This is a genomic window from Streptomyces sp. NPDC052012 (genome assembly GCF_040689265.1).
Lineage (GTDB): Bacteria > Actinomycetota > Actinomycetes > Streptomycetales > Streptomycetaceae > Streptomyces.
The window spans coordinates 191,963-211,376 of the sequence record NZ_JBFAXA010000007.1 but is presented as its reverse complement, the minus strand read 5'-3'; the positions used below and the strand labels follow the sequence as shown (position 1 = coordinate 211,376).

Annotated in this window: 21 protein-coding genes; 12 read left to right on the top strand and 9 right to left on the bottom strand. The window is 69.2% G+C overall.

What is annotated here, in order from left to right; translation table 11 throughout:
• The first annotated feature begins 1 nt into the window (after position 1).
• The 5 genes from AB0412_RS15745 to AB0412_RS15725 all read left to right on the top strand — a co-directional run bounded on the left by AB0412_RS15745 (position 2) and on the right by AB0412_RS15725 (position 4,509).
• Entirely contained in the window at positions 2 to 493 is a 492-nt protein-coding gene (locus AB0412_RS15745; RefSeq protein WP_366403113.1) for a low molecular weight protein-tyrosine-phosphatase, read from the top strand.
• Entirely contained in the window at positions 490 to 1,734 is a 1,245-nt protein-coding gene (locus tag AB0412_RS15740) for a cystathionine gamma-lyase (protein ID WP_366403112.1), read from the top strand. Before AB0412_RS15745 ends, AB0412_RS15740 begins: the two co-directional genes overlap by 4 nt.
• A gap of 233 nt (positions 1,735 to 1,967) precedes the next feature.
• Positions 1,968 to 2,873, top strand: a complete 906-nt coding sequence (locus AB0412_RS15735) for a LysR family transcriptional regulator (protein ID WP_366403111.1) — start codon at positions 1,968 to 1,970, stop codon at positions 2,871 to 2,873.
• 88 nt (positions 2,874 to 2,961) lie between these two features.
• The gene (locus tag AB0412_RS15730; protein ID WP_366403110.1) at positions 2,962 to 3,444 is read left to right on the top strand and encodes an NUDIX hydrolase; all 483 of its coding nucleotides are present in this window, start codon (positions 2,962 to 2,964) and stop codon (positions 3,442 to 3,444) included.
• Positions 3,445 to 3,642: 198 nt separating this feature from the next.
• A complete protein-coding gene (locus AB0412_RS15725) occupies positions 3,643 to 4,509 on the top strand; it encodes a GNAT family N-acetyltransferase (RefSeq protein WP_366403109.1) in 867 nt (288 codons plus the stop codon).
• Between the two features lie 92 nt (positions 4,510 to 4,601).
• Here the strand turns inward: AB0412_RS15725 and AB0412_RS15720 are convergent, their stop codons facing one another.
• Together AB0412_RS15720 and AB0412_RS15715 are read right to left on the bottom strand one after the other, a co-directional pair.
• Positions 4,602 to 5,024 (bottom strand): heme-binding protein, encoded by a 423-nt coding sequence (locus AB0412_RS15720; protein WP_366403108.1) that lies wholly within the window; start codon positions 5,022 to 5,024, stop codon positions 4,602 to 4,604.
• A 91-nt stretch (positions 5,025 to 5,115) separates the two neighbouring features.
• A complete protein-coding gene (locus AB0412_RS15715) occupies positions 5,116 to 6,324 on the bottom strand; it encodes an MFS transporter (protein WP_366403107.1) in 1,209 nt (402 codons plus the stop codon).
• A gap of 141 nt (positions 6,325 to 6,465) precedes the next feature.
• On the opposite strand from AB0412_RS15715, the gene AB0412_RS15710 reads away from it, so the two are divergent.
• Both AB0412_RS15710 and AB0412_RS15705 read left to right on the top strand, forming a co-directional pair.
• Positions 6,466 to 6,930 (top strand): MarR family transcriptional regulator, encoded by a 465-nt coding sequence (locus AB0412_RS15710; protein WP_366403106.1) that lies wholly within the window; start codon positions 6,466 to 6,468, stop codon positions 6,928 to 6,930.
• A gap of 34 nt (positions 6,931 to 6,964) precedes the next feature.
• The gene (locus AB0412_RS15705) at positions 6,965 to 7,417 is read left to right on the top strand and encodes a GNAT family N-acetyltransferase (protein ID WP_366403105.1); all 453 of its coding nucleotides are present in this window, start codon (positions 6,965 to 6,967) and stop codon (positions 7,415 to 7,417) included.
• Positions 7,418 to 7,505: 88 nt separating this feature from the next.
• Here the strand turns inward: AB0412_RS15705 and AB0412_RS15700 are convergent, their stop codons facing one another.
• Positions 7,506 to 8,891, bottom strand: coding sequence for a serine hydrolase domain-containing protein (locus AB0412_RS15700; RefSeq protein ID WP_366403104.1), 1,386 nt, complete (start codon positions 8,889 to 8,891; stop codon positions 7,506 to 7,508).
• Positions 8,892 to 9,017: 126 nt separating this feature from the next.
• Here AB0412_RS15700 and AB0412_RS15695 point away from each other — a divergent pair, with 126 nt between their 5' ends.
• On the top strand, positions 9,018 to 9,581 hold the full coding sequence (locus AB0412_RS15695; protein WP_366403103.1) for a dihydrofolate reductase family protein: 564 nt from the start codon (positions 9,018 to 9,020) through the stop codon (positions 9,579 to 9,581).
• Between the two features lie 6 nt (positions 9,582 to 9,587).
• Here the strand turns inward: AB0412_RS15695 and dnaB are convergent, their stop codons facing one another.
• Positions 9,588 to 11,066, bottom strand: coding sequence for a replicative DNA helicase (dnaB, locus tag AB0412_RS15690; RefSeq protein WP_260824901.1), 1,479 nt, complete (start codon positions 11,064 to 11,066; stop codon positions 9,588 to 9,590).
• Between the two features lie 459 nt (positions 11,067 to 11,525).
• Here dnaB and AB0412_RS15685 point away from each other — a divergent pair, with 459 nt between their 5' ends.
• Positions 11,526 to 12,863 carry an MATE family efflux transporter gene (locus AB0412_RS15685; RefSeq protein WP_366403102.1) on the top strand — a complete coding sequence of 446 codons (1,338 nt, stop codon included), beginning with the start codon at positions 11,526 to 11,528 and terminating at the stop codon, positions 12,861 to 12,863.
• Positions 12,864 to 13,004: 141 nt separating this feature from the next.
• Here AB0412_RS15685 and rplI read toward each other — a convergent pair whose 3' ends face one another.
• The 4 genes from rplI to rpsF all read right to left on the bottom strand — a co-directional run bounded on the left by rplI (position 13,005) and on the right by rpsF (position 14,690).
• Positions 13,005 to 13,451: a 50S ribosomal protein L9 gene (rplI, locus tag AB0412_RS15680; RefSeq protein WP_366403101.1), complete on the bottom strand. Its 447-nt coding sequence runs from the start codon at positions 13,449 to 13,451 to the stop codon at positions 13,005 to 13,007.
• Between the two features lie 18 nt (positions 13,452 to 13,469).
• Positions 13,470 to 13,706 carry a 30S ribosomal protein S18 gene (gene rpsR / locus AB0412_RS15675; protein WP_003949403.1) on the bottom strand — a complete coding sequence of 79 codons (237 nt, stop codon included), beginning with the start codon at positions 13,704 to 13,706 and terminating at the stop codon, positions 13,470 to 13,472.
• A gap of 42 nt (positions 13,707 to 13,748) precedes the next feature.
• On the bottom strand, positions 13,749 to 14,324 hold the full coding sequence (locus AB0412_RS15670) for a single-stranded DNA-binding protein (protein WP_309059419.1): 576 nt from the start codon (positions 14,322 to 14,324) through the stop codon (positions 13,749 to 13,751).
• A 75-nt stretch (positions 14,325 to 14,399) separates the two neighbouring features.
• Positions 14,400 to 14,690 carry a 30S ribosomal protein S6 gene (gene rpsF / locus AB0412_RS15665; protein ID WP_004985983.1) on the bottom strand — a complete coding sequence of 97 codons (291 nt, stop codon included), beginning with the start codon at positions 14,688 to 14,690 and terminating at the stop codon, positions 14,400 to 14,402.
• Positions 14,691 to 15,019: 329 nt separating this feature from the next.
• On the opposite strand from rpsF, the gene AB0412_RS15660 reads away from it, so the two are divergent.
• From AB0412_RS15660 to AB0412_RS15650, 3 genes are all read left to right on the top strand, one after another.
• On the top strand, positions 15,020 to 15,334 hold the full coding sequence (locus tag AB0412_RS15660; RefSeq protein WP_366403100.1) for a hypothetical protein: 315 nt from the start codon (positions 15,020 to 15,022) through the stop codon (positions 15,332 to 15,334).
• A 164-nt stretch (positions 15,335 to 15,498) separates the two neighbouring features.
• On the top strand, positions 15,499 to 16,620 hold the full coding sequence (gene femX / locus AB0412_RS15655; protein WP_366403099.1) for a peptidoglycan bridge formation glycyltransferase FemX: 1,122 nt from the start codon (positions 15,499 to 15,501) through the stop codon (positions 16,618 to 16,620).
• 83 nt (positions 16,621 to 16,703) lie between these two features.
• Positions 16,704 to 17,735: an alanine racemase gene (locus tag AB0412_RS15650; protein WP_366403098.1), complete on the top strand. Its 1,032-nt coding sequence runs from the start codon at positions 16,704 to 16,706 to the stop codon at positions 17,733 to 17,735.
• A gap of 81 nt (positions 17,736 to 17,816) precedes the next feature.
• Here AB0412_RS15650 and AB0412_RS15645 read toward each other — a convergent pair whose 3' ends face one another.
• Positions 17,817 to 19,316, bottom strand: a complete 1,500-nt coding sequence (locus tag AB0412_RS15645; RefSeq protein WP_366403097.1) for a glycosyltransferase 87 family protein — start codon at positions 19,314 to 19,316, stop codon at positions 17,817 to 17,819.
• Positions 19,317 to 19,414: the final 98 nt, after the last annotated feature.

Here is a 19,414-nt window from a genome sequence, read left to right as displayed (position 1 = left end):
GATGACCTACCGCGTCTGTTTCGTCTGCACCGGCAACATCTGCCGCTCGCCCATGGCCGAGTCCGTCTTCCGCACGCGTGTGGCGGAGGCCGGCCTGGAGGGCCTGGTCGAGGTCGACAGCGCCGGCACGGGCGGCTGGCACGAGGGCGACGGCGCCGACCCCCGCGCGGTGGCCGTCCTGGAGGAGAACGGTTATGACTCCGGCCATACGGCCCGCCAGTTCGACCCCTCCTGGTTCGCCCGCCTCGATCTCGTCATCGCCCTCGACTCGGGCCACCTCAGGGCGCTGCGCCGACTGGCCCCCACGGAGCGGGACGCGGACAAGGTGCGACTGCTGCGTTCCTACGACCCCGCCGCCGGCGGCGATCTCGACGTGCCGGACCCCTACTACGGGGACGCCGACGGCTTCGACGAGTGCCTTGAGATGGTGGAGGCGGCGAGCACCGGGCTGCTCGCCTCGGTACGCGAGCAGCTGGAAGGACGCGCGGCATGAGTGATGCGACGACAAGCGACGGACACGGAACGGGCGAGGAGGCGGCCGACTTCGGCCACGGCGCCGCCTATGGCGACAGCTCCGCGCCTTCGTCCGCCATGAGTGCGGGGACCCCGGCCGGTGCCGGTGACGGGACCCGTGCCGTGCGCGCCGGGCTGCCCGAGCCGGTCAAGCACGAGCCGACCCTCCCGGGGCCCGTGTTCGCCGCCCACTTCCACCTGCCCGGTGACCCGACGGGCCCCTACACCTACGGCCGGGACGAGAACCCCACCTGGACGCTGCTCGAGCGGGCCATCGGCGAACTGGAGGCGCCCGGACAGAGCGGTGTCGAGACGCTGGTGTTCGCCTCGGGCATGGCCGCGATCTCGTCGGTGCTCTTCTCCCAGTTGCGCTCGGGCGACGCGGTGGTGCTGCCGGACGACGGCTACCAGGCGCTGCCTCTGGTGCGGACACAGCTGGAGGAGTACGGCATCGAGGTGCGCACCGCGCCGACGGGCGGCGACGCCCAGCTCGACGTCCTCGACGGTGCGAGGCTGCTGTGGATCGAGACGCCGTCGAACCCGGGGCTCGATGTGTGCGACGTGCGACGGCTGGCCGACGCGGCACACGCGTGTGGAGCCCTCGTGGCCGTCGACAACACCCTGGCGACGCCGCTCGGCCAGCGCCCGCTGGAACTCGGCGCCGACTTCGCGGTGGCGAGCGGGACCAAGCAGCTCACCGGGCACGGCGACATCCTCCTCGGGTACGTCACCGGCCGCGATGCCGAGGCGATGGCGGCCGTGCGCCGGTGGCGCAAGATCGTCGGCGCGATTCCCGGGCCCATGGAGGCGTGGCTCGCGCACCGTTCGATCGCCACGCTCCAGCTGCGGGTCGACCGGCAGAACGCCACCGCGCTCACGCTCGCCCAGGCGCTCCGGGAGCGGCCCGAGGTGACGGGGCTGCGGTATCCCGGGCTGCCGGACGACCCGTCGCACAAGGTCGCCTCTCAGCAGATGCGGCGTCACGGGTGCGTGGTGTCCTTCACGCTGCCCACGCGCGCGCGTGCCGACCGTTTTCTCGAGGCGCTGCGCCTCGTCGACGACGCGACGAGCTTCGGCGGGGTGCGCTCCACCGCGGAGCGGCGCGGCCGCTGGGGCGGGGACGCCGTGCCGGAGGGCTTCGTCCGCTTCTCCGTCGGGTGCGAGGACCCCGAGGACCTAGTGGCCGATGTGCTGCGTGCCCTGGACGAATCAGCCGCCTGACGACGCGTGCCACGAGGGGTCGGTCAGGATCGTCGCCGCATGACGGGCGGTCCGAACCTCCCCCCTCGTGGCTCGGACCGCCCTCGGTTCCGCGCGCGAAGAACCGCGCGACCAAGGCTAGTTGACTCGGAGTCAGTGTCCAATCACAGTAGCGACAGCGACCTATCGACTTATTTATAGTTGGGCGTCCGTCGGGGGCCGGGGCGGGAGTTCGGACAAGGGGAGGGTGTGCCGTGGATCTGGCCTTGCTGCGGACCTTCGTGACCGTGCACCGGGCCGGCTCCTTCACCCGAGCCGCCGCCCTGCTCGGCCTGTCCCAGCCGGCCGTGACCTCCCAGATACGGACCCTGGAACGGCAGCTCGGACGGCCTTTGTTCTTACGGCAGGCCCGCGGTGTGACGCCCACGACGATCGGTGACGAACTCGCCCACAAGGCGGCGCCGCATCTCGACGCCCTGGTGGAGATCGCCGAGACCGGACTCGAGGAGGACTCCTCCTTACGGACGCTGCATCTGGCCGGACCCCCCGAGTTCACGGCGGAGCGGGCGCTGCCGGCACTCACGGAGCTGACCGGCGAGGACGGTCAGGGTTTCGCCCTGCGCGCCTCCTTCGGGACTGCCGAGGAGGTGCTGGAGGGGCTGGCAGCCGGTCATCACGATCTGGCCATCAGCACCATCCTGCCGCGTGGCGCCCTTCTCTCGGCGACCGCGCTCTGCGACGAGGAGCACACGCTGGTCGCCGCCCCTCGCTGGGCCGAAAGGATCGACGTGGAGAAGCTCCCCCGGACCGGCGGGTCCGTTCTGGAGCAGGTGCCGGTGGTCGAGGTGCACGAATCGCTGCCCTTCGTCTCCCGCTACTGGGCTTCCGTCTTCGATTCCCGTCCCGTCGCCACAGGCACGGTCATCGTCCCGGATCTACGCGCGGTGCTGGCCTGCACGGTCGCCGGTGCCGGGCTGGCGGTGCTGCCCCGCTATCTGTGTACGGCGGCGATCGAGCGGGGCGAATTGATCCCGCTGCACGAGCCGGCGGTACCACCACTGCGGACGTACTTCCTGGTGGTCCGCACGGGAACGCTGGCCATGCCGCACATCGCGCGGGCCCACGAGTGGTTGCAGCAGGCGGCGAGCGACTGGTGCTGACCCTGTCGCCGCGCTGCCTCACGGCCCACACGTGGCCGGTGACGACATGCGATGTTTCACGTGGAACAAGCCGGGCCACATTTCTCCCATGACCGTCCGACCCGTGGTCAAGCGCACCGCCCGTGCCGTTCTGCTGGACGGTGACGACCTGATCCTGATCAAGCGCACCAAGCCCGGCATGGATCCCTACTGGCTCACCCCCGGCGGCGGGGTCGAGCCATCGGACCCGACCGTCGTCGACGCCCTGCACCGCGAGGTGTACGAGGAGCTCGGCGCGAAGATCACCGATGTCGTGCCGTGCTTCGTCGACACGGTGGAGCACATCGGCGAGGACGGCGGCGCCACCGGTGTGAAGGTGCAGCACTTCTTCGTGTGCCGCCTCGAATCCATGGACCCCTCTCTGCGACACGGCCCGGAGGTCGAAGAGCCGACCGGTGAGTACGAGATCGTCCGGGTGCCGTTCACCCGCGTCGGCATCGCCTCCGTCCACCTCGTCCCCCTGTCGCTGCGGCACTACCTGGACGGCAATATCGAGGGCGTTCGCGCCATGCACGCCCCCGACCTGGGCTGACCGGTCGCCGCAGGCGATGAGGCCCGCGCGAGCCGACCGCCGAGAGGATGGGCCACTCAGTGTTCGTGCATGTTTCACGTGAAACGGGGAGCGCCTGAGTGCGGGTCCCGTCCGTGGGCGGACGGTGTGGCCAAAAGCCCCCACGCATCTGTGGAAACAGGTGGACGGCGACGGCCCCTGTCGTACAGCCTGACCTGCGTGCCGACACCTTCTCTTGCTTCTCTGCCCATCCGCCGCCTGACGCTTCGGGATCTCAACGCCTGCGCCGACCTCTCCGAGGATCGGGGGTGGCCTCGGGAGGAGCACAAGTGGGGATTCCTCCTCTCGGCCGGGAAGGGCTACGGCATCGACGACCCCGACGGCGGCCTGGTCACCGCCTGCGTCGTCACCGAGTACGGGGCACAGGAGCATCCCGCCCTGGGCGCGATCGGCATGGTGCTCGTCGCCGAACGGCACGCCCGTCGGGGGGTCGGACGCCGACTCATGCGCCATGTGCTCGAGGTGATGGGCACCACGCCCCTCACCCTGCACGCCACGCCGTACGGCCGGCCTCTCTACGAGGAGCTCGGCTTCAAGGTCACCGGACGCGCGGAGATGCTCCGCGGACACTTCGTCTCCGACGGAGCCCTGTCCGAGGTCACCACCCGTGCCGCGACCGCCGAGGACCTTCCTGGGATCCTCCGGCTCGATCACGAGGTGTTCGGTGCGGACCGCACACACATCCTCACCCGTCTGCCGGCCTTCGCCGATCAGCTGCGGGTGGCCGAGGAGGGCGGTCGCCTCATCGGATACGCCGCCGCCTGGCCCAACATGGACACCCAGGTCGTGGGTCCGCTGATCGCTCGTGACACCGCGACGGCCAAGGCCCTCATCGCCTCGCTCGCCGCCAGCACCGACCGCCCCCTGCGCACCGACATCGACGTCCGGCACGAAGAGCTACTGGGCTGGGCGAAGGAGCACGGCCTCGCCTCCGTCGCCTTCAACGCGGTCATGACGTACGGGATCTCCGAACTGCCGGGTGACTGGAGCCGCCGTTTCGCGCCGGTCACGGTCGCGGCGGGCTGAGGCCCGACCGAGGCGAGGACGCCGGTCCCCGATCCTGTCGGGAACCGGCGTCGACGGTGAGGCCGCAGCGCCGCTGGGAGGCAGCGCCGTTCTCAGCCGAGCGTCGCCACCGCTGCCCCTGCGAAGGCGTGATCCTGCTCCGGCGCACCGCCGCCCACACCGATCGCACCGATCAGGCGTCCGGCACGCCGAATGGGCAGCCCACCGGCGATGAACAGCAGAGGCCGGTCGAGCGCGGTCGGCAGGGTGTGGAACGGGCCCCCGGGCTGCACGGCTTCGACGAGATCAGCGGTGGGCGCGTTCAGCTGCAGGGCCGTGTACGCCTTGCGTGTGCTGGTCTCGCCGGAGATCAGCACGGCACGGTCGTCCCGCCGGAAGGCGAGCAGGTGTCCGCCGGCGTCGAGGACGGTGACGCTGACGGTGACTCCCGCTGCCTCGGCGGCCTCGCGTGCGGCGGTGACGAGTGCTTCGGCGTCCGCCGTGGTGAGCGGGGCGGCGACTGTGGTGGTGCTCATGAAGGTTCTCCTTGGTGTGCGGGGAAGACGTGCCGAGGTGGGGAGCCGGTGGCTGCGGGGCGGCCCTGGCCCGCGTCATCGGCTCCGTGGATCAGTGGGTGAGGGCACCGCGCTGTTCGGCGGGAGCGGAGCCGGCGATCACGGTGCCGGTCTGTGCCTCGCGGCGCTCGAGCGCGGCCGAGACGAAGGCCAGCACGAGAGCGGCCGCGGCGAGGGCGGCGCCGACCCAGTTGGGCGCGGTGTAGCCGAGACCGGCCGCGATCACCAGGCCACCGAGCCAGGCGGACAGCGCGTTGCCCAGGTTGAAGGCGCCGATGTTCACGGCAGAGGCGAGGGTGGGGGCACCGTGTGCCTGGTCCAGCACGCGCTTCTGCAGCGGCGGAACGGTGGCGAAGCCCAGGGCTCCGATCAGGGCGATGGTGACGGCCGCGAGGAACTTGTTATGCGCGGTCAGGGTGAACAGCGCGAGGGCCACGGCGAGGGCACCCAGGGACAGGTACAGCATGGGCATCAGGGCGCGGTCGGCGTACCTGCCGCCGATGAGATTGCCGCCCACCATGCCCAGGCCGAAGAGGACCAGCAACCAGGTGACCGAGCCGTCGGCGAAGCCGGCGACGTGGGTCATCATCGGCGCGATGTAGGTGATCGCCGCGAAGACTCCGCCGAAGCCGAGGACGGTCATCGCCATGGCGAGCAGGACCTGGGCGTTCTTGAAGGCGGCCAGTTCGTGACGCAGCCGCACGCCCTCGGGCTTGGGCATGTCGGGCACGAGCCGGGCGATCCCGGCCAGTCCGGCGACACCGAGCGCGGCGACGATTCCGAAGGTGACGCGCCAGCCGATGGACTGGCCGACGAGCGTGCCGAGCGGCACGCCGACGACGTTCGCGACGGTGAGACCGGTGAACATCATGGCGATGGCTCCGGCCTTCTTGTCCGGGGCGACCAGGTCCGCGGCGACCACCGAGCCGATACCGAAGAAGGCTCCGTGGGCCAGCGAGGCGACCACACGCCCGATCAGCATGACGCCGAAGGCGGGTGCCAGGGCCGACAGCAGATTCCCGGCGATGAACAGGCCCATCAGCAGCATCAGCATCCGCTTGTGCGAGACCTTGGTGCCGAGGACGGTCATCAGCGGCGCACCGAGCACGACACCCAGGGCGTAGCCGGTCACCAGGTAGCCGGCGGTGGGGATGGAGACACCGAAGTCACCCGCGACCTCGGGCAGCAAGCCCATGATCACGAACTCCGTCGTTCCGATCCCGAAGGCCCCGATCGCGAGGGCCAGGAGCGCGAGAGGCATGAAGACAGACCTTCCAGATCAATTGCAGGAGCGCTTTACGTGCTCCGACAATAGTTGCAGACGCGGTTTATTTGCAAGCGCGGTCTATTGCGCCGTTGCTCTATCCTGGATGCAGCCGCTCCTGGACGGAGGAAACGCCCCATGACCGCCACGGACCCCGCCCTCACCGCCCTCGCCCAGGGCTGGTGCGCCCTCTCCCTGCTGCACGGGAGGATCGAGGCCCACATCGAGCGCGCCCTGCAAAGTCGGCACGACCTGAGTGTGCGCGAGTACTCCCTGCTCGACGTGCTGAGCCGGCAGCACGACGGCGAGGGCGGCCACCTGCAGATGAAGCAGGTCGCCGACGCCGTGGTGCTCAGTCAGAGCGCCACCACCCGCCTGGTCACCCGGCTCGAGGACCGGGGCCTGCTGGAGCGCTACCTGTGCCCCACGGACCGTCGCGGCATCTACACCAACGTCACCGAGGCCGGGCTCAAGCTTCTGCAAGAGGCACGGCCGACCAATGACGCCGCCCTGCGCCAGGCCCTGGACGAAGCGGCGAAGAACCCCGAGCTGGCTCCCCTGGTCCGTGCCGTCGAAACCCTCAAGGCGCCGGTCCCCGCATAGCCCGGCGCCGTTCATGGCTGCGTACGCTGCGACCATGGAAGATCTTGAGATACGCGCAGCCGTCGCCGACGACATCCCCGTCATCGTCGGGATGCTCGCCGACGATCCGTTGGGTGCCGAACGCGAGTCGCCGGACGACCTCGGCCCTTACCTGGCCGCGCTCGAGCGGATCAGCACCGATCCGAACCAGCATCTCGTCGTCGCGGTCCGCGAGGGCCGGGTCATCGGCACGCTGCAGCTCACGATCGTCCCCGGTCTGTCCCGCCGCGGTGCCACGAGGTCGATCATCGAAGGCGTCCGTATCCACGCCGACGAACGGGGCAGTGGTCTGGGGGCCCGGCTCATCGAGTGGGCCGTCGACGAGTCCCGCCGCCAGGACTGCCGACTGGTCCAGTTGACCTCGGACAACAGCCGCACCGATGCCCACCGTTTCTACGAGCGGCTCGGCTTCACGGCCTCTCATGTGGGCTTCAAACTGCCGCTGTAGGGGAAGGGCGTCGTAGTCGTTCGAGAGGCGCCGGGGTCTGTTTCACGTGAAACAGACCCCGGCGTCCCACCGGCTCGGTCTACGAGTCCTAACCGATCCCCCGCCATCCCTCGGGGTCCACCCCACCCGGCACGGGAGCGGTCTCGTCGTACGGCCGACGAGTGAACACGAACGACCCGAGGTCGAGATGGCTCACGGATCCGTCCGGACGCCGTACGGGCTTCAGGAGCTCTCCGGCGTAGTACCCCTCGAGACCCGTCCAGGTGCCGTCTCCGTTGGAACGGAAGCGTGAGCGGCGGCCGTTGCCGCTCAGCGGCCCCAGCGAGACCAGACCGTCGCCGGAGAGCCGCAGTGCGAAGGTGTGCGTACCCCAGTACCACTGCCCCACCAGATCGAGCACCGCCGGATCGGCCTCCCGCAGCGGCTTCCAGGGAGCGGGGATACGCGGTTCCGCCTCGGCCACAATCCGGACGAGGTCGGCGGCGACCGCGGTGACCAGCGGACCGGAGGTGCAGTTGGCCAGGACGACAGCGGCCACGTCGTCCTCCACACTGATCGCAAGACAGGCGAGGAATCCCGGCAGGGATCCGGAGTGACCGACGAGGGTGCGTCCGTCCTGGTGACGGATCTCCATGCCCAGGCAGTACGCATAACCGCCGGCCACGTCCGCGGCCTCGACGGCCGCCGCGGGCGTCCTCATCTCCCGCAGCGACTGAGCGCTCAGCACGCGCTCGTCGCCGTGGGCCAGGAAGGACGCGAAGCGCCCCAAGTCACTTGCCGTGGACCACAGTTGTCCCGCGGGCGCCATCCGTCCGAGATCCTCGGCAGGCTCCGGCAGCATCACATCCGCCCATGGATGGACCGCCCATCCCCCCGCATGAGGCGCCGACGGTCGCACGCTCGTACGGCTCAGCCCCAGAGGTTCGAGCACTTCACGCCGAAGCACGTCCTCCCACGACGCTCCTCTCACCCTCTCGACCAGCGCGCCGAGCAGCGCGTATCCGGGATTCGAGTAGTGGAACCGCCGACCTACCGGATGCACCAGAGGCTGCTCGCCCAGCACATCGGCCAGCTCGGGGCGCAGAGACCCCGGCGTGCGCTCCCACCAAGGGCCAGGCGGTTCGGCGGCCAATCCGCCGGAGTGCGCGAGCAGTTCCGCGACGGTCGCCGCTCCGGCGCCCGTTCCCGGAAGGTGCTTCTCCAGCGGGTCCCCGAGGTCGAGCACCCCCTCGTCCCGCAGCCGGAGCACCAGCACGGCGGTGAAGGTCTTGGTGATCGAGCCGATCCGATACTGCACGTTCTCGTCCGGACTCTGTCCCTCCACCGACGTCCGCGCTCCCGACCACACGGTCGCGCCGCCTCGCACGACGGTCGCGACCAGGGACGGTGCACGCCCCTCCGCCTGGGCGACGGCGATCCGGTGCAGCAGCGCTCGACGCGTCCCGGGCAGCAGTTCTTCCTGAGGTGTCGTCATACCCTCAGTTCAGCAGGTGCGGGGTGGCCCTTCCTCGTGAGGGCGAGGTCGAGATCAGGCGGCTTGCCCGTGTCGGCCGAGTACACCACGCTGAGCCCCGGACACTCACGGACGGAGAGCCGGCCCATGCGGAAACTGATCTACGCCATGAACCTGAGCCTGGACGGCTACATCGCCGCGCCCGGCGACGACATCGGCTGGAGCGTGCCGAGCGACGAGCTGTTCCAGTTCTGGTCCGACCAGTTGCAGGCGACCGACCTGACGCTGTACGGGCGCAAGCTGTGGCAGACGATGAGCTCCTACTGGCCGACCGGCGACCAGCAGCCCGACGCCACCGCGGCGGAGATCGAGTTCGCGCGTCGCTGGCGGGACATGTCGAAGGTGGTGTTCTCCTCGACGATCGACAAGGTCGACTGGAACACCCGACTGGTCACCGGTGACGCGGTCGCCGAGATCACCCGGCTCAAGGCCGAGGACGGCGGCCCGATGGACATCGGCGGCGCGACGCTCGCCGGGGCGGCCATGCGGGCCGGGCTGATCGACGAGTACGTGCTGGCCACCGCGCCGGTCCTGGTGGGCGGCGGCACGCCGTTCTTCACCGCGCTGGACAACTGGGTGGACCTGCACCTGGTCGAGACCCGGACGTTTCCCGGCGGCGTGGTCCTGACCAGGTACGAAACGAGGCGCTGAGCAAGATCAGGTCTGTGCCATGTCCACGAAGCGTGAGTAGTGGCCCTGGAAGGCGACCGTGATCGTGGCCGTCGGGCCGTTTCGGTGCTTGGCGACGATCAGGTCGGCCTCGCCCGCACGGGGAGACTCCTTCTCGTACGCGTCCTCGCGGTGCAGCAGGATGACCATGTCGGCGTCCTGCTCGATGGAGCCCGACTCACGCAGGTCGGAGACCATCGGCTTCTTGTCCGTACGCTGCTCGGGACCACGGTTCAGCTGAGAGAGCGCGATGACCGGGATCTCCAGCTCCTTGGCCAGCAGCTTGAGATTACGGGACATGTCCGAGACCTCCTGCTGACGGCTCTCGGCCCGCTTGGACCCGCCGGACTGCATCAGCTGGAGGTAGTCGATGACGACGAGCTTCAGGTCGTTGCGCTGCTTCAAGCGGCGGCACTTGGCGCGGATCTCCATCATCGACAGGTTCGGGGAGTCGTCGATGTAGAGCGGTGCGGCCGACACATCGGGCATCCGGCGTGCCAGACGCGTCCAGTCCTCGTCGGTCATCGTGCCGGACCGCATGTGGTGCAGGGCGACCCGGGCCTCGGCCGACAGCAGACGCATCGCGATCTCGTTGCGCCCCATCTCGAGCGAGAAGATGACGCTCGGCAGGTTGTGCTTGATCGACGCCGCCCTCGCGAAGTCCAGCGCCAGCGTCGACTTACCCATCGCGGGGCGCGCCGCGATCACGATCATCTGCCCAGGATGGAGGCCGTTGGTGAGCGAGTCGAAGTCGGTGAAGCCGGTGGGGACACCCGTCATCTCGCCGCTGCGGGAGCCGATCGCCTCGATCTCGTCGAGCGCGCCCTCCATGATGTCGCCCAGGGGCAGGTAGTCCTCGCTGGTGCGCTGCTCGGTGACCGCGTAGATCTCGGCCTGTGCGCGGTTGACGATCTCGTCGACGTCGTCGTCGGCCGCGTATCCCATCTGGGTGATGCGGGTGCCGGCCTCGACCAGACGACGCAGCACGGCACGCTCGTGCACGATCTCCGCGTAGTACGCCGCGTTGGCCGCCGTGGGCACCATCTGCACCAGCGTGTGCAGATACGAGGCCCCGCCGACCTTGTTGATCTCGCCGCGCTTGGTCAGCTCCGCGGCGATGGTGATGGGGTCGGCCGGCTCGCCTCGCGCATACACGTCGAGGACGGCCGTGTAGATGGTCTCGTGGGCCGGCTTGTAGAAGTCGTGGCCCTTGAGGATCTCGACGACGTCGGCGATGGCGTCCTTGGACAGCAGCATGCCGCCGAGCACGGACTGCTCCGCCTCGAGGTCCTGCGGCGGCACCCGCTCGAACGCGGAGCCCCCGCCGTCCCACACACCACTGTCCCGGCCGCGGTCGTGCTGCTCGTCCCGGCCACGGCCCCCGTCGTCACGGCGGCGGGAGGCGGGCAGACGATCGCTGGGACCGCTGTCGGCCCACGGGTCGTCCAAGGGCTCGGAAATGCTCACCGAGCCACCTCCTCCCGTCCGCCGAGCGGACCTCGCCGTGCCCCTCTGTTCTACGGCACGGCACTGACAAATAAGAGGCCCAACTCCGGTTGGCGCGCGCCGGTTTTGTGGCGTTTTGGAAACCGGCGGGCGGAGCAGGCGCCGGACCACCGTAGGCCCGACGGCATCGTCAGCCAATCTGGTTATCCACAGGCCATGTGGACGACCGCCCCAATGCTGTGGACAACTCCTCGAAACCTGTGCACGACCCGGTGGACAGCCCTGTGAACAAGCTCCGCCCACCCTCGCGAAAAGAGCTCTGACCTGCATCTTTGTGATCCACCGGCTGTGCAGAAGAAAAACTTCCCCAGTCGGATCAAGATCGCTTCAGGCGGTGTACGCAAGCACACACCCCGGGGCAGCAAGTAAGGGGTACAAAGGCTTTGCATCTCTTACCTGTGGACGATTAGATTGGTGCACATGACACAGGCCCCCGCGCGCCCCCGAGCTGCCCGGCGCCGGCATGACCGTGAGATCGTCATGCTGGCCGTTCCCGCCTTCGGCGCCCTCGTAGCCGAGCCGCTCTTCGTCATGGCCGACAGCGCGATCGTCGGCCACCTCGGCACAGCACAGCTCGCCGGTCTGGGCGTCGCCTCGGCCCTCCTCATGACCGCCGTCAGCGTCTTCGTGTTCCTGGCCTACGCCACGACCGCCGCCGTCGCCCGGCGGGTGGGCGCGGGCGACCTGCCGGCTGCCATCCGTCAGGGGATGGACGGCATCTGGCTGGCGCTGCTGCTCGGCGCCGCCGTCATCGCCGTCGTGCTGCCCACGGCTCCCGCCCTGGTGGAGCTCTTCGGCGCCTCCGACACGGCGGCTCCTTATGCGACCACGTATCTGCGGATCTCCGCACTCGGCATACCGGCCATGCTCGTCGTCCTGGCCGCGACCGGCGTACTGCGCGGACTGCAGGACACCAGGACTCCGCTCTACGTCGCCATCGCCGGCTTCGTCGCCAACGGCGTGCTCAACGCCGTACTCGTCTACGGCGCGGACCTCGGCATCGCCGGTTCCGCCTGGGGCACAGTCATCGCCCAATGCGGGATGGCCGTGGTCTACCTTCTCGTGGTGGTGCGAGGCGCGCACAGGCACGGCGCCTCGCTGCGTCCCGACGCCGCCGGGATCAAGGCCTCCGCCCAGGCCGGCGTGCCCCTGCTGGTGCGCACGCTTTCCCTCAGGGCCATCCTGATGATCGCCACCGCCGTGGCCGCGCGGCTCGGCGACTCCGACATCGCGGCCCATCAGATCATCCTCTCCCTATGGAGCCTGCTGGCCTTCGCCCTGGACGCCATCGCCATCGCCGGGCAGGCCATCATCGGCCGTTACCTGGGAGCCGGCGACGCCCAAGGGGCCCGCGACGTCTGCCGCCGCATGGTGGAGGGGGGAATCGCGGTCGGCATCGTCCTCGGTGTCCTGGTGGTCCTGGCGCGGCCCGTGTTCCTCCCCCTGTTCACCAGCGACTCCGCTGTGAAGGACGCGGCGTTGCCCGCCTTGGTCATCGTGGCGCTGTCCCAGCCGATCTCCGGCATCGTCTTCGTCCTGGACGGCGTCCTGATGGGCGCGGGCGACGGTCCGTACCTCGCCTGGGCCATGCTGCTGACACTCGTCGTCTTCACTCCGGTCGCCCTGCTGGTCCCCGTGCTCGGTGGGGGACTCACGGCGCTGTGGGCCACGATGACGCTCATGATGACCGTCCGCATGCTCACCTTGTGGCTTCGTACCCGCTCGGGCCGCTGGGTCGTCACGGGCGCCACGCGCTGACCCTGTCCGCAGACCGCGCCGGGTGACCGTTTCACGTGAAACACCGTGTTTCACGTGAAACGCAGGACGCGCGCCCACGACAAGGGGGCCGCACCCCGAAGGGTGCGGCCCCCTTGCTCACTGCTTCAGCGAGCGCGGCGATCAGGCCGCGATGACCTCGATGTTGACCTTGGCGGCAACCTCGGGGTGCAGACGCACGGACGTCTCGTGGGCGCCCAGGGTCTTGATCGGGGCACCGAGCTCGATGCGGCGCTTGTCGACCTCGGGGCCACCGGCGTCCTTGATCGCGGAAGCGATGTCGGCCGGGGTGACGGAACCGAAGAGACGACCGGCGTCGCCGGAGCGGACCGCGAGGCGGACCTTGACGCCCTCGAGCTGGGCCTTCACCTGGTTGGCCTGCTCGATGGTCTGAATCTCGTGGATCTTGCGAGCGCGGCGAATCTGCTCGACGTCCTTCTCGCCGCCCTTGGTCCAGCGGATCGCGAGCTTCCGCGGGATCAGGTAGTTGCGAGCGTAACCGTCCTTGACGTCGACGACGTCGCCCGCGGCACCGAGGCCGGTGACCTCGTGGGTGAGGATGATCTTCATGAGTCGGTCACCCTTCCCTTATCGCGCGGTGGAGGTGTAGGGCAGCAGCGCCATCTCACGGCTGTTCTTCACGGCCGTGGCGACGTCACGCTGGTGCTGCGTGCAGTTGCCGGTCACGCGGCGGGCACGAATCTTGCCGCGGTCGGAAATGAACTTCCGCAGCATGTTCGTGTCCTTGTAGTCCACGTACGTGACCTTGTCCTTGCAGAATGCGCAGACCTTCTTCTTCGGCTTGCGCACAGGCGGCTTCGCCATGGTGTTTCTCCTGTGTGATCAAGAAGTGTGGGTACGGCCCGCCTAGAAGGGGGGCTCGTCCGAGTAGCCGCCACCGCCGCCGGAGCCACCGCCCCAGCCGCCGCCACCGCCCTGCTGGCCACCGGCGGGAGCGCCGGTCGCCCACGGGTCGTCGGCAGGAGCGCCGCCGCCCTGCTGACCGCCGCCGGGGCCACCGCCCCAGCCGCCGCCCTGCTGGCCGCCACCGCCGCCGTAACCGCCCTGGCCACCGCGGCCCGTGGTCTTGGTGACCTTGGCCGTGGCGTTGCGCAGGCTGGCGCCGACTTCCTCGACGTCCAGCTCGTAGACCGTGCGCTTGACGCCCTCACGGTCCTCGTAGGACCGCTGCTTCAGCCGGCCCTGCACGATGACGCGCATGCCTCGCTGGAGCGACTCGGCGACGTTCTCCGCCGCCTGGCGCCAGACCGAGCAGGTCAGGAACAGGCTCTCGCCGTCCTTCCACTCGTTCGTCTGGCGGTCGAAGGTGCGGGGAGTCGACGCGACACGGAACTTCGCGACGGCCGCACCGGACGGGGTGAAGCGCAGCTCGGGGTCATCGACAAGATTGCCGACGACCGTGATGACGGTCTCGCCTGCCATGGGGGAACCTCTCGGCGGGTTTGCTGCTGGCTGCTTGCTGCTACTCGAGTCCCGAGCTCAGCTGAGCGGGAGAGCTCAGTGGGTCTCGGGGCGGAGGACCTTGGTCCGGAGGACCGACTCGTTCAGGTTCATCTGGCGGTCGAGCTCCTTGACGACCGCAGGCTCGGCCTGCAGGTCGATGACCGAGTAGATGCCCTCGGGCTTCTTCTTGATCTCGTACGAGAGACGACGACGGCCCCAGGTGTCGACCTTCTCGACCTTTCCGCCGCCGTCACGGACGACGGAAAGGAAGTTCTCGATCAGCGGGGAGACAGCACGCTCCTCGAGATCGGGGTCGAGGATGACCATCACCTCGTAGTGACGCATGTGGAACCCACCTCCTTTGGACTCAGCGGCCACGGTCGTTCCGTGGCAGGAGGGTCGTGATGCGTTGCGCAACGATGCCTGTCAGTAAAACAGCCGCCACTGACAATCGAGGTCGGGCGGCGGTCTTGCCAGGTCGGCCGAGGGGACCACGACGGTACGAGGACCCTGCCCTGCCGCCTGCCTGGCTCTGTCCGGACAGACACCGGTGCAGACGCTACAGAGTACCCGCACAGTGCCTTCCGGTTGAAATCCGTCCGGGGAGCCCGTCAATCTGTACACATCGGGTGTGTATGGCGCTACGATGCGCCGCTTTTCGCAGGAGGTGCCCCATGGCACAGGCATTGCGACCCAACACCGCCGGCGGCCTCTTCGCCACGGACGGCAAGCCCCATCCGGTCCAGGACACCCTGCTCGCGGTGACCCTGGTGCTGGGCATCACGTCCTTCATCACGGCGATGTTCCACCATCTGCACCTGCTCAGCTCCTGGACCGGCCTGGTGGGCATCCTCACCGGTGCGTACGGACAGTGGATCTCGGAGACGACCCGCGAGCGCTTCGGTCTCATCCTGGGCCTCGGCGCGGCAGCGGTCGGCTTCTTCCTGGGCATGGCGCACGGCGGCCTCTTCGGTGGAGTCGTCGACTGACGCCAGGCACCCCGATCCCGAAAACCGGTGGACGCCCCGGCCGCCGACAGGCTGGGGCGAAGGTCCGTGCGCCCCACCGGGGCGCTCCCCGGGCGCAGTAGGCTTCGCGCGAGAGCCGGAGCCCCTGAACCCATGGGGACACACCAGCCCGAGGAGCGCCCCGAATGAGCCTGACCCTGAGGACCATCAGTCGCGAGCAGCATCTGGCCTACATCCAGAGCCTGCCGTCGGCGAGCCACATGCAGGTCCCGGCCTGGGCGGACGTCAAGGCGGAATGGCGCTCGGAGAACCTCGGCTGGTTCGACGACCGCACGGGTGAGCTGGTGGGTGTCGGACTCGTCCTCTACCGGCAGCTGCCCAAGATCAAGCGCTACCTCGCCTATCTTCCCGAGGGCCCGGTCATCAACTGGTTCACTCCCAATCTCCAGGAGTGGATCGAGCCGATGCTGGCGCACCTGAAGCAGCAAGGTGCGTTCTCCGTGAAGATGGGCCCTCCGGTGATCATCCGGCGCTGGGAGGCGTCGACCATCAAGAAGGGCATCCAGGACCCGGACGTCAAGCGTCTGCGTGACCTGGAGGCCGACTTCATCGAGCCGCGCGCCTTCGAGGTCGCCGACAAGCTGCGCCGCATGGGCTGGCAGCAGGGCGAGGACGGCGGCGCCGGCTTCGGCGACGTCCAGCCCCGGTACGTCTATCAGGTGCCGCTGGCGAACCGTTCCCTGGAAGAGGTCCACAAGAACTTCAACCAGCTGTGGCGCCGCAACATCAAGAAGGCCGAGAAGGCCGGCGTCGAGGTCGTCCAGGGCGGCTACGAGGACCTGGCCGAGTGGCAGCGGCTGTACGAGATCACCGCGGTGCGCGACCACTTCCGGCCCCGCCCGCTGTCGTACTTCCAGCGCATGTGGATGGCCCTCAACTCCGAGGACCCCAACCGCATGCGGCTGTACTTCGCACGGCACAACGGCGTGAACCTCTCCGCGGCGACCATGCTGATCGTCGGCGGACACGTCTGGTACTCCTACGGCGCCTCCGACAACATCGGGCGTGAGGTCCGGCCCTCGAACGCGATGCAGTGGCGGATGCTGCGCGACGCCTACGCGCTCGGCGCCACCGTCTACGACCTGCGCGGCATCTCCGACTCCCTGGACGAGACCGACCACCTCTTCGGCCTGATCCAGTTCAAGGTGGGCACGGGCGGTCAGGCCGCCGAGTATCTCGGTGAGTGGGACTTCCCGCTGAACAAGCTGCTCCACAAGGCGCTCGACATCTACATGTCGCGCCGCTGACCTCGTCTTCGTCGCTTCGACTGCCTCAACGGATTCCACACCTCTGATACACCGCAGCCACGAGAAAGGTTCCAGGTCCGGCCATGGCGCTCACGCTCTACGTCGACACCGCGCGCTGGCGGGCGCACCACAAGCACGTGCAGGAGCAGTTCCCCGGGCTCGTCCCCGTCTGCAAGGGCAACGGCTACGGCTTCGGCCACGAGCGACTGGCCGAGGAGGCCACACGGCTGGGCGCGGACGTCCTCGCCGTCGGCACGACGTACGAGGCCGCCCGGATCAAGGACTGGTTCGGCGGTGACCTGCTGGTGCTGACCCCGTACCGGCGCGGCGAGGAGCCCGTGCCGCTGCCCGACCGGGTCATCCGCTCGGTGTCGTCGGTCGACGGCGTCTACGGACTGGTCGGTGCCCGGGTGGTCATCGAGGTGATGTCCTCGATGAAGCGGCACGGCGTCAGCGAGCAGGACCTGCCCCAGTTGCATGCCGCCATAGAGAACGTGCGGCTGGAGGGCTTCGCCATCCACCTGCCGCTGGACCGCACCGACGGCTCGGACGCCGTCGAGGAGGTCATCGGCTGGATGGACCGGCTGCGCGCGGCGCGGCTTCCCCTGCACACGATGTTCGTCAGCCACCTCAAGGCCGAGGAACTCGCCCGGCTGCAGCAGCAGTTCCCGCAGACGCGTTTCCGCGCCCGGATCGGCACGCGGCTGTGGCTGGGGGACCACGAGGCCACCGAGTACCGCGGCGCGGTCCTGGACGTCACGCGCGTCGCCAAGGGGGACCGGTTCGGCTACCGGCAGCAGAAGGCCGCCTCGGACGGCTTCCTGGTGGTCGTGGCGGGCGGTACGTCGCACGGGGTGGGCCTGGAGGCCCCCAAGGCGCTGCACGGCGTCATGCCGCGCGCCAAGGGCGTCGCCCGCGCCGGTCTGGCCACGGTCAACCGGAACCTCTCCCCGTTCGTCTGGGGCGGAAAGCAGCGCTGGTTCGCGGAGCCGCCGCACATGCAGGTGTCGATCCTCTTCGTGCCGGCGGACGCGCCCGAGCCGAAGGTGGGGGACGAGCTCGTGGCGCATCTCCGGCACACCACCACGCAGTTCGACCGGCTCGTCGACCGCTGAGTTCCCCGGGGTGGACTGAACATCGATTGAAAGGGGGCCTCGCCGGACGGCGAGGCCCCCTTTCGGCCGTGGGGGATTCGCTCAGAGCGAACCGCTGGTGGCTCCGGGTCCGCCCCACTCGACGCGCGGACCCTCGAAATGCGCGGCGTGGCGTGCGGGATGTGCCGCCGGCCCGAGCACGAACACGTCCTCGGCCCTGTCGAGCACCCCGCCCGAGGGATCGTCGTCTCCGGCACGGCGGACCGGATCGCGCTCCGGCATGAGGATGTCGCGCACGACCATGGCACAGAGGTAGACCGTGCCCAGCAGGTGCAGTCCGATGGCCCAGTGATAACCGTCGGTGGGCAGTCCCTTGTGGGCGTCGCCGCTGGTCGTGTAGGCGAGGTACAGCCAGATGCCCAGGAAGTACGCCACCTCGCAGGCCTGCCAGATCAGGAAGTCCCGCCACCTCGGCCGCGCGAGAGCGGCCAGCGGCACCAGCCACAGGACGTACTGGGGCGAGTAGACCTTGTTGGTGAGGATGAACGCCGCGACGATCAGGAACGCGAGCTGGGCGAAACGCGGCCGGCGGGGAGCCATGAGCGCGAGCGCCGCCACACCGGCACAGCACAGCAGCATCAGCAGCGTGGCGAGCGTGTTGACGGTGTCGGTGCTCAGCGGGTCGGACGAGTTCTGGGCCAGGATCAGCCAGAAGGATCCGAAGTCGACGCCCCGCTCCTGGCTGAACGTGTAGAACTTCGACCAGCCGTCGAAGGCGAAGAGCATGACCGGCCCGTTCACGAGGAGCCAGGCGACGATCGCGCCCCCGAGAGCCGTCGCGTACTCCCGCCACCGTCCCGCACGCCAGCACAGCACCAGGAGCGGTCCGAGGATCAGCACGGGATAGAGCTTGGCGGCCGTGGCCAGCCCCAGCAGGACACCGAAGGCCAGGGAGCGCCCCCGCGACCACATCAGCATCGCGGCGGCCGTCAGCGCCACCGCCAGCAGGTCCCAGTTGATCGTGGCCGTCAGGGCGAAGGCGGGCGCCAGCGCGAGCAGCAGACCGTCCCAGGGCCGCCGGGCGTGGGTGCGGGTCACGCAGACGGCGATGACCGCCGCGCACACCATGAGCATCCCGGCGTTGACCATCCAGTACCACTGCTCCTGGTCCTGGATGCTGCCGTCGCCGGGTGTGAGCCAGGCGGCGACCTGCATGAACAGGCCGGTCAGCACCGGGTACTCGAGGTACTGCATGTCGCCGGGGAGCTGGTCGAAGTACGGCACGAGTCCGTCGGCGAAGCCACGCCCCTGGTAGAGGTGCGGGATGTCCGAATAGCACGCGTGGGTGTACTGGGAACTGGCACCGAAGAACCAGGCGCCGTTGTAGCAGGGCGCCTTCTGCACCAGGCCGAGGGCGAACATCCCGATCGCCACGAGCGCGATCACCCGGACCGGCGACCACCAGGAGGTCCCGAGCAGCGCGCGCCGCCCGAGCGGGCCGCCGATCAGCTCACTGCCGGCAGCGGCGACCTCGTCCTCGGCCGTGGGACGTACCAGTTCCGGCTCGTGGGCGTCCGCTTGCTTCGATACTCCACTGGGCATGCCGCACATCCTGCCGTACGTGTCCGGGAAAACGGCGAGGGCCGCCGTACCCGAGCGGTACGGCGGCCCGTGTTTCACGTGAAACAGCGACGCGTTTC

Excerpts from the sequence above, each read along its gene's own strand:
- AB0412_RS15650 (WP_366403098.1), top strand. The coding sequence starts at position 16,704 with ATGGCGCTCACGCTCTACGTCGACACCGCGCGCTGGCGGGCGCACCAC.
- AB0412_RS15740 (WP_366403112.1), top strand. The coding sequence starts at position 490 with ATGAGTGATGCGACGACAAGCGACGGACACGGAACGGGCGAGGAGGCG.
- rpsF (WP_004985983.1), bottom strand. The coding sequence starts at position 14,690 with ATGCGTCACTACGAGGTGATGGTCATCCTCGACCCCGATCTCGAGGAG.
- AB0412_RS15720 (WP_366403108.1), bottom strand. The coding sequence starts at position 5,024 with ATGAGCACCACCACAGTCGCCGCCCCGCTCACCACGGCGGACGCCGAA.
- AB0412_RS15645 (WP_366403097.1), bottom strand. The coding sequence starts at position 19,316 with ATGCCCAGTGGAGTATCGAAGCAAGCGGACGCCCACGAGCCGGAACTG.
- AB0412_RS15745 (WP_366403113.1), top strand. The coding sequence starts at position 2 with ATGACCTACCGCGTCTGTTTCGTCTGCACCGGCAACATCTGCCGCTCG.
- AB0412_RS15660 (WP_366403100.1), top strand. The coding sequence starts at position 15,020 with ATGGCACAGGCATTGCGACCCAACACCGCCGGCGGCCTCTTCGCCACG.
- AB0412_RS15705 (WP_366403105.1), top strand. The coding sequence starts at position 6,965 with ATGGAAGATCTTGAGATACGCGCAGCCGTCGCCGACGACATCCCCGTC.
- AB0412_RS15730 (WP_366403110.1), top strand. The coding sequence starts at position 2,962 with ATGACCGTCCGACCCGTGGTCAAGCGCACCGCCCGTGCCGTTCTGCTG.
- rplI (WP_366403101.1), bottom strand. The coding sequence starts at position 13,451 with ATGAAGATCATCCTCACCCACGAGGTCACCGGCCTCGGTGCCGCGGGC.
- femX (WP_366403099.1), top strand. The coding sequence starts at position 15,499 with ATGAGCCTGACCCTGAGGACCATCAGTCGCGAGCAGCATCTGGCCTAC.
- AB0412_RS15710 (WP_366403106.1), top strand. The coding sequence starts at position 6,466 with ATGACCGCCACGGACCCCGCCCTCACCGCCCTCGCCCAGGGCTGGTGC.
- AB0412_RS15715 (WP_366403107.1), bottom strand. The coding sequence starts at position 6,324 with ATGCCTCTCGCGCTCCTGGCCCTCGCGATCGGGGCCTTCGGGATCGGA.
- rpsR (WP_003949403.1), bottom strand. The coding sequence starts at position 13,706 with ATGGCGAAGCCGCCTGTGCGCAAGCCGAAGAAGAAGGTCTGCGCATTC.
- AB0412_RS15700 (WP_366403104.1), bottom strand. The coding sequence starts at position 8,891 with ATGACGACACCTCAGGAAGAACTGCTGCCCGGGACGCGTCGAGCGCTG.
- AB0412_RS15685 (WP_366403102.1), top strand. The coding sequence starts at position 11,526 with ATGACACAGGCCCCCGCGCGCCCCCGAGCTGCCCGGCGCCGGCATGAC.
- AB0412_RS15670 (WP_309059419.1), bottom strand. The coding sequence starts at position 14,324 with ATGGCAGGCGAGACCGTCATCACGGTCGTCGGCAATCTTGTCGATGAC.
- AB0412_RS15695 (WP_366403103.1), top strand. The coding sequence starts at position 9,018 with ATGCGGAAACTGATCTACGCCATGAACCTGAGCCTGGACGGCTACATC.